9 protein-coding genes are annotated in these 7,632 nt (G+C 44.1%); 3 read left to right on the top strand and 6 right to left on the bottom strand.

The genetic code is table 11. From position 1 onward, the window contains the following. Both KGY70_14155 and KGY70_14150 read left to right on the top strand, forming a co-directional pair. Nucleotides 1–1,451 (top strand): FAD-dependent oxidoreductase (locus KGY70_14155; protein ID MBS3776333.1); only part of this gene is annotated, 1,451 nt, incomplete at its 5' end. 20 nt (nucleotides 1,452–1,471) lie between these two features. Continuing rightward, nucleotides 1,472–1,834: a hypothetical protein gene (locus tag KGY70_14150; GenBank protein MBS3776332.1), complete on the top strand. Its 363-nt coding sequence runs from the start codon at nucleotides 1,472–1,474 to the stop codon at nucleotides 1,832–1,834. 28 nt (nucleotides 1,835–1,862) lie between these two features. Here the strand turns inward: KGY70_14150 and KGY70_14145 are convergent, their stop codons facing one another. From KGY70_14145 to KGY70_14130, 4 genes are all read right to left on the bottom strand, one after another. After that, nucleotides 1,863–2,423 (bottom strand): helix-turn-helix transcriptional regulator, encoded by a 561-nt coding sequence (locus KGY70_14145; protein MBS3776331.1) that lies wholly within the window; start codon nucleotides 2,421–2,423, stop codon nucleotides 1,863–1,865. Nucleotide 2,424: 1 nt separating this feature from the next. Next, nucleotides 2,425–2,787: a type II toxin-antitoxin system HigB family toxin gene (locus KGY70_14140; protein MBS3776330.1), complete on the bottom strand. Its 363-nt coding sequence runs from the start codon at nucleotides 2,785–2,787 to the stop codon at nucleotides 2,425–2,427. A gap of 198 nt (nucleotides 2,788–2,985) precedes the next feature. Beyond that, nucleotides 2,986–3,660, bottom strand: coding sequence for a DUF2293 domain-containing protein (locus KGY70_14135; GenBank protein MBS3776329.1), 675 nt, complete (start codon nucleotides 3,658–3,660; stop codon nucleotides 2,986–2,988). A 171-nt stretch (nucleotides 3,661–3,831) separates the two neighbouring features. Then, nucleotides 3,832–4,899 carry a hypothetical protein gene (locus tag KGY70_14130; GenBank protein ID MBS3776328.1) on the bottom strand — a complete coding sequence of 356 codons (1,068 nt, stop codon included), beginning with the start codon at nucleotides 4,897–4,899 and terminating at the stop codon, nucleotides 3,832–3,834. Between the two features lie 708 nt (nucleotides 4,900–5,607). On the opposite strand from KGY70_14130, the gene KGY70_14125 reads away from it, so the two are divergent. After that, nucleotides 5,608–6,012, top strand: coding sequence for an OsmC family protein (locus KGY70_14125; GenBank protein MBS3776327.1), 405 nt, complete (start codon nucleotides 5,608–5,610; stop codon nucleotides 6,010–6,012). A 567-nt stretch (nucleotides 6,013–6,579) separates the two neighbouring features. On the opposite strand, the gene KGY70_14120 is transcribed toward KGY70_14125, so the two are convergent. Together KGY70_14120 and KGY70_14115 are read right to left on the bottom strand one after the other, a co-directional pair. Further along, nucleotides 6,580–7,134 carry a hypothetical protein gene (locus KGY70_14120; GenBank protein MBS3776326.1) on the bottom strand — a complete coding sequence of 185 codons (555 nt, stop codon included), beginning with the start codon at nucleotides 7,132–7,134 and terminating at the stop codon, nucleotides 6,580–6,582. A gap of 148 nt (nucleotides 7,135–7,282) precedes the next feature. Then, nucleotides 7,283–7,632 (bottom strand): DUF2524 family protein (locus KGY70_14115; protein ID MBS3776325.1); only part of this gene is annotated, 350 nt, incomplete at its 5' end.

Raw genomic sequence — 7,632 nt, 5'->3', positions numbered from 1 at the left:
CCAATACCCTGGGAACAGAGAAAGGCTGGAACTGGGAATATGCAGGCGAGGTGATCATCAAGGATGAACTTGCCACTGTTGAGCTGGAGGACCTTACCGGATTTGAAGGCCGCTGTGACGCCCTGTATTTTTCAACCCGAAGGGAAGCGCCTCCAGATCAGAAAGAGCAACTGGCACAATGGAGAAGGGAAAAACTCAATCAAAAGGATGCCCCGGAAGAGACGCACGAGTTTGACCTGGTCATTGTCGGAGGAGGGATAGCCGGGTGCGGGGCTGCCATTGCAGCAGCTGAAAGCGGCCTGGAGGTCGGGCTTGTTCAGGACAGGCCGGTACTGGGAGGAAATGCCAGCAAAGAGATACGCGTCCATACCGAAGGCATCCACTGGCAAGGGGAGCGCATACTGTCCATGCTGGATACGGAGCACTGGCCCAACGGATCGCCGAAAGCCGAAGCGGATCAGCAAAAACGGCGCCGCAACATGGAACAGTACGACAACATTTCCATCTTCCTTAATTGGCGGGCCTACGATGCCAATGTAAGCAACAACTCCATCACTTCGGTAGATGCCCGCCATACATCCACCGGGGAGCGAAAACGCTTTAAAGCCCCACTGTTTGCCGATTGTACCGGCGACGGATGGATCGGCTACTGGGCCGGAGCCGAATACATGTATGGCCGTGAACCCAGATCAAAGTATGATGAAGGATGGAAAAAACACGGTGAGCTATGGAGCCCCGAAGAGGGTGACAATCGCGTAATGGGAGCTTCCGTGCTTTGGCGAACGAACAAAGCTGATCGGGCGATAGAATTCCCGGAAGTACCCTGGGCTATGGATGTGGCGGAAGACCATGCCGCCACAAGCGGAACGTGGAAATGGGAATTCTCAAAGAATGAACTTCACCAGGTAAAAGATGCCGAGACCATACGCGACCACATGTTCCGGGCCATCTATGGCTCTTTTTACAATGCCAAACAAAAACCGGAAAATGACAGCGTCAGGCTGGAATGGATGTCTTACCTGGTAGGCAAAAGAGAATCCCGGAGGTTGAAAGGCGATTACATCTATACCTTCAACGACATGAAAAAGAATACCAAATTTGAGGATGCCGTGGCAAAAGGCACCCGTGATGTGGACGTGCACTACCAGCAATGGCTGAAGGATCCTTCTAAAGTGGATTTTCTGTCGGAAGCCCTCTTTTATCCGGTAGAAGAATACTATATCCCTTACAGGTCCCTTTATTCAAAGAACATCGAAAACCTGTTCATGGCAGGAAGGTGCTTTAGCTGCTCACACATCGGCCTGGGCGGACCAAGAGTCATGAATACAACAGGCCAGATGGGCATTGCGGTGGGTTATGCTGCTTCTCTTTGCAAAAAATATGAAACCGATCCCAGGGGAGTGTATGAAGAACATATTGATGAATTGACCGATATCATTAAAAATCAATAAACGATTCAACCTTAGCTTCAATGGAAAATGCAGCCAGGGATAAATTTTACCCTACCTTCAACGAATCAGTAAGGCTGATCATCCGGGTTTTAATAGCCTCCTTTTTTGTCATATTAAACTTTTCAGGGGAAATTCAGACCATCAGAGGTTGGATAGGCAACAGCGAAATTTATTGGGTTATTATCGGCCTTTCTGCCCTCCTTTTAATAGCCGGAATTTATTTTCTGAACGGAAAGCTGAATGCACCGTCCGGGATGAAAAAGGGAAGCATTCTAACCAGCATTGATAACTCCGGTTGGTTGGGTTCGCCGTTAATAAACCTGTCTGAAGCCGAGCACCAAAAACGTCGGAAGTCTGCCCGCATAGCTTATATGGCATTTTAAATATTAGCGAATGTAGCATTAAAAAAGGTTATGAAATATACAGATCAAAGTCCTTTTTTGAAAGTTTAATTTTGTTGTTAGGGATGGATTTTAAGGCGTTTCGGACTTGTTTGGCTTTATCTTGTTTTATAAACGGAGGGATTAAATCTTCCAGCTTAATCCCGAAAAGACGGTTGATAATAACCAGGTCTTCCTTGGAAAAGGGCCTCAAACCATTTATGAGCTCTGACATATAGCCTTTTCGATGACCCAAAATTTTAGCAAGATCATTCTGGTTTAATCCTGATTCTTTCAATTTCTCTCTGATCAGTTCTTTTCGTCTTTGGTAAAACTCATTTTCTGATTGGACTATAGATTCAGCCAGATCACTTTCCTCAATTTGCTTGTCTTCAATTTTAGACTCATCTGACCAATGATCCTGTTCATACTTTAGGATGAGTTTTCTAAGATGTTTGCGAAGAGAGGTATAGTTGCTGTCTTCTTTCTCTAGCTTACGCAATTTCAAATATAATGAAGTAGCCCGCTCATATTCCAATTCACCCTTTAATTCATTAAGCTTTTGTATGTTATTTATAGCTAGCCTTTCCATACTATATTAGTTGTTGATTTCGTAACCATTTTTCAATGGTCTTCTTATTACCTTTGAATGTTTTATCATATTCGTCATGCGAACCGGTCCAGATAACAGTAGCTTCATTTTCTTCAAAAACTATAAGAATCATTGTTCTATGAATATGAATATCAAAGAAGTAAAAACCGTCACTGTGAACACAATCAGCATCTGGTCTTTTATCTTTAATGTCAGTTGGCTTATTCCAGTTAGCATTTTCTATATCTGAAATAAGCTTATCAATTTCAGCTGCTAATTTAGTGTTACCTCTGTTCTTCTTCTTGAGTTTTAAAAGCCTATCCTTTCTTAACAGTTCCAAAGCAATCCAACTTACTAAACGCAAATATACAAATTTTAGTTCCACATTTTGTAGAACTATATATTTTTCTTGCTATCTCTGGACTATTTTCTTATTGCTATGTTTGGTAGGTACGAAATATTGGGGCACAGGGCCTCATTTCATTTCCCCCTGGGCTCTTACCTGTTTGCTTTTCAGACAAGAAGTGTGAGATAATCCTGGAAATTGCAGTTGGTTAAAATCCTAATCCTCCCCTTCCCACTCTTCCAACTTTGAATCCACCTGATCCCTTACAAGCATCCGGGCATCAAAAGGATCATACCCTCTCATCAATAGCTCGTCGTAGTTGGTTTCCGTATGACGGATATGGGCTATGACTGCCAATCGTATGGCATCCTCCGAAAATTCTTTGGCAGCCTGACTTCTCCCAACGCGTCCGCTGTACTTGCGGCAGGCATGTTCGGCAATTGTCTTTTCCCTGCCTGAAGGAATGCCCGGGTACTGCCCGCGGATCTTTGCAGCAAACTGTTCAATAAACTGCTTGTCCAGCTCCTTCCTTTTAAGGGCTTCACGCTCTTTCCTTCTTTCCCGTTGGTCCTGATCGGCCAGGCACTCCTTTTCGGCCTGTTCCAGGGCCTCCTTCTCCACCAATATACCTTGCCGTTCATATCGCTTACGTGCCCGGGCCCATTGTAAAACCACAGCATACATGCCCGAATGCTTTTTCGCCCTGCGTGTAAGAGCTGCATCACCGGAAGGCAAAAACCACAGATGATCCATACCGGCACAGGACATGCACAAAGCCCCCTTCTCCCGGTCGAGGGTGATCATCGAACCTTTCCAAAGCTCCTCACCACAAACACCGCATTGGGTATCGCGGCGAATGAAGAATGTTTTCATCTCATCTTGCTTGCCCATTTGCTTTCAGTTTTATTGAACACCATGTATTAAATTTAAAAAATATTTAAAAGTGAATGGGAAATGAATCAAACCCATATTTCAATGATGGTAAATATATAAAATATACTAATGATATATAATAATTTCTAGCCTGGATTATTCCTATTGCAGCTTTTGCCGGAACTCTTTTTATCTTGTCATCTTTTTTAACAGCGTTTCCGGGAATATCCCCATTTTCACGATCTGCTGTTTCCAGTCATCACTGAGTTGATCCAGCAACCGACACTGGGCCATACCACTCAGGTAAAAACGACTGGAACCTCCCACGCTTCCAAGCTTCTCAAGGTTATTCCATTCTGTCTTCCAGTGTGGAAGTCCTTCTTCATAATCAAATGCCAGCTTATCCGTATGGTTGTGTGCTACTTCATAGGATTTGATTTCCGTATATTTGGCCAGGCCTTCCAGCCATTCGGTGAATTTCTCATAATTGATCTTTTCAGTATGCATCTCCTTGCGCCGCCTGTTCCTTGTATAAATAAACTTTCTTGCCCACTTCAGCTTAACTTCCCGGTCTTCTGCATTCAAGGCTTTGACCAGGTAATTCCCCTCCTCCGTAAACAACTCATTCAATCGCTGTTTTTCATAAGGGTAATCTTCCGTAACTTTGGCCTGGGCTACGCTGCGACCGAATTTTTCAGGATATTTCCGGGCCTGGTAGGCATGGAACATCTCATGGACGATTGAGACGACATGAAAATCATTGGATCTAACCATCATCTGACTTGGCATAAGCCGGTTCAGCGGAATGGGAAGCTGATCCCGGATGGTAAGCAATATATCGCGGTTCAGATAACTGAGCGAGGACATGCTGCCGACCCACCCCACTTCAGTCTGTACGGCAAAAGCCTGGGGGTTCTCAGCCACCCGGCGGTAATAGTTTTTCCCCATAAGCATGTCACCTTTTACAGGTTCCCAGCCTTCAGGAGATTGTGAAGTACCGAAGAGGAACTCATACCGGTCGTTAAAGAGGATCACCGGTAGCTCCTGCTGACTGAAACCAGGCCATATACTATCCCCGAAATGATCTTTCACTTTGTATACTTCCCGCAATGAGGCTTTATCTTCCGGTTTCAGATGCTCCGATTCGTAAGGACGGTCTAACTGATTGACCCGGTATTCATTGTATCCAAATTGTATCAAAAGAATACCGATAAAAATCAGGATCACCAAGTTGGTTATCTTAAAAAATTTCCTCATGGCTTACATACAGTTTTCAAAAAGGTGCCAAAAATGCAAAAAAAGGACAACATATCAAAGATCATATATCAGTTGGCAGTGGGCAATGGGCAGTTGGCAGTTGGCAACCCGTGAAAGCTGGAGTTGGTAGAGAAATTAAATTGTCATTTATGGTCATTATGTAGTCATTGATTGTCATTAGATTGTTTGACAAAAGTTTGACACCAAATACGTTTGACGGGAGTTTGACTGTTGGAATGGGTAAAGGGGACAGTAGAATATGATTGTCATTAAGGGTCATTAAGTAGTTATTTGGTGGTCATTATGTTGTCATTAGATTGTCATTAGATTGTTTGACAGGAGTTTGACAAAGAGTTTGAAAGTTTGATGTTGGAATGGCTAAAGGGGACAGTAAAATATAATTGTCATTCTTTGTCATTGATGGTCATTGGTTGTATTCACAGTTAAACCTTTGTCCGCGGTCCATTCAATCCTTGTCTTCGCCTTCGTAGAAGGCCAATAGCGATAGCAACAATTCGCACGACGATGCCCGGCGCCTCGTTAGAGTGCGCGATAAAATGCTGAATCAATGCATCATCATGTAACCGGTGAATTATCATGAAAGGTAAATTAACCTGACAATTAACAGGAAGGCGTAGCATTGGCATTAATTATGAACAAATGAAGATATTTATATGTTTACCACAGAAACAAAAACAGGGAAGTATTATGAATATGGAAGTATATTTTAACGGGAATAAGAAGGTGAATGCGAAATGGAACGGACACGACATCCAAACCGATCAGCCGGAAAAGGGAGGCGGAGAAGATTCAGCGCCGTCGCCTTTTGATCTGTTCCTGGCATCGATCGGTACGTGTACCGGTATCTATGTGAAGAATTTCTGTGATCAGCGCAATATACCAAGCGATAACATCAAAATCATTCAAAAGCTGAATTTTAATCAATCTACCAGGCTGATAGATAAAATCGATGTGGAGATTCAGCTACCGGATGATTTTCCTGACAAATACAGGAATGCCGTGGTTAAAGCAGCAGAAAAATGCACGGTGAAACGGCATCTGCAGGATCCGCCGGAGATTGGGGTGGAAACGAAACACGTGAATGTGGAGTAGAGACATGCCGTGGCGTGTCTCGGAAGTTATAGCCCTGCAGAAAATTTTTTATTGTTTGACAGGAGTTTGACGAAGAGTTTGAGGGTTTGAGGGTTTGAGGGTTGGAGAAGCAAAAGGGAACAAGGAGAATATAATAGTCATTTATGGTCATTTATGGTCATTGGTAGTCATTGGTTGTATTCACAGTTAAACCTTTTTCCGCGGTCCATTCAATCATCCAATCATTCAATCATTATCTCAGCCTTTGCCTCAAACTCAGCCTCATTCAACAGTTTAACAATGGAACTTCTCAACCTCAAACTTCAAACATTAAACATTCTTGCCCTTCGCTCTTCGCTCTCAAACCTCAAAAATCAAACCTGAAACGATTGAACCACATACCTGCCCCGAAGCAGGCGGGGGGCACATAGAAACACATAGAAGAACACATAGGGTAATTGGATAGCGGTAACCCGAGACACGGGACGGCGAGACCCGAGACGCGAGACCCGAGACGCTCTGCTCTTCGCCATCCGATCTCATTCGTGCATTCGTGGCCATCCTCCCGGTTCACTTTCATCCGTGCCATCAGAATGACCAGATGCGGTACTGAAGGCTGATGCCGTTGAAATTCTTTCCGAACAGGTAGCTGCCCTGAAACTGCTTGTATTCCACGCCCAGATTGAACAAGGGCTTCCATCCATCCGGGCTGTAACGGAAGGCACCGGTACCTGCCATAACTGATATGTCCGTCATACCGTAAACGGATTTCAGATCATCGTATAAAGACCGGTAGCCGGTGTACAGGCTGTCGGCCTTGCCGATCATCTGCTGTTGCAGGCCGATCAGATTTTCGGCCTCGTTCTTATAATCATCCACAGTAGCGATATACTTTTCACGGGCGGCTACCACATCTTCAAGACGTTTTACCTCCGAGCGAAGCTTCTGAACTTTCTCCATTACTTCACTGTAATCTTCCTTTTTAAAGGCAAGAATGGTATCCTCCTCTCCTTCAAAGATCCATCCGGATCCGGCGGCCCTTCCCTCCATGGTGACACCGTCTATGGTGATGCTGTTTTGCGCATCGGCGCCAATCCACATCATGAGGATGGCTATTATGATCCATGTTGTTTTATTCATCATTATATTTTTGTTTTAGTACACTAATTTTTGTTTTCGTGCATTTTTTGGCAGAAAAGGAAATTCTAGATATATGGCCTAAATCCTAAATTCCAAATTCTAAATTAGATATTAGAATTTCCAATTTATCCGGGTTAGATAATTTAAAACTTTATTTGCCCAGCAGCTCTTCGGTCATTCGCATGAGCTCATCGGCCGACTTGTTTTCAAAGTCCTTCTCGATCTCCTTCAGCCGTTCCCGGTGTTCCTTATCAGCATCTATGATGTCTTTGACCATCTGTTTCTTGGCCTCTTCCAGGCGTTCCTTCGCCTTCTCATAGTTCTCCTCCGTGATCTCATGCTGTTCCCTGAGCTGCTCATATTCATCTTCCAGGTCTTTCAGGTCCTTTTCACGCTTTTTCATATCTTCAAGCAGGCGGTTTCTTTTGATCATCTTGTACAGCATTATACCGCCCAGAGCGGAAAGGCTCATAAGCATGGCCCAGGATCTTTTGCTGGTAA

The sequence above is a fragment of the Bacteroidales bacterium genome, from assembly GCA_018334875.1.
In the GTDB taxonomy this organism is placed as follows: domain Bacteria; phylum Bacteroidota; class Bacteroidia; order Bacteroidales; family UBA12077; genus JAGXLC01.
The sequence above is the reverse complement of the archived record's forward strand: the minus strand, read 5'-3'. Positions and strand labels throughout refer to the sequence as shown.

What these genes read in the sequence shown, in the direction of transcription:
- KGY70_14125 (MBS3776327.1), top strand. Translation starts at nt 5,608, where the DNA reads ATGAATATGGAAGTATATTTTAACGGGAATAAGAAGGTGAATGCGAAA.
- KGY70_14120 (MBS3776326.1), bottom strand. Translation starts at nt 7,134, where the DNA reads ATGATGAATAAAACAACATGGATCATAATAGCCATCCTCATGATGTGG.
- KGY70_14130 (MBS3776328.1), bottom strand. Translation starts at nt 4,899, where the DNA reads ATGAGGAAATTTTTTAAGATAACCAACTTGGTGATCCTGATTTTTATC.
- KGY70_14135 (MBS3776329.1), bottom strand. Translation starts at nt 3,660, where the DNA reads ATGGGCAAGCAAGATGAGATGAAAACATTCTTCATTCGCCGCGATACC.
- KGY70_14150 (MBS3776332.1), top strand. Translation starts at nt 1,472, where the DNA reads ATGGAAAATGCAGCCAGGGATAAATTTTACCCTACCTTCAACGAATCA.
- KGY70_14145 (MBS3776331.1), bottom strand. Translation starts at nt 2,423, where the DNA reads ATGGAAAGGCTAGCTATAAATAACATACAAAAGCTTAATGAATTAAAG.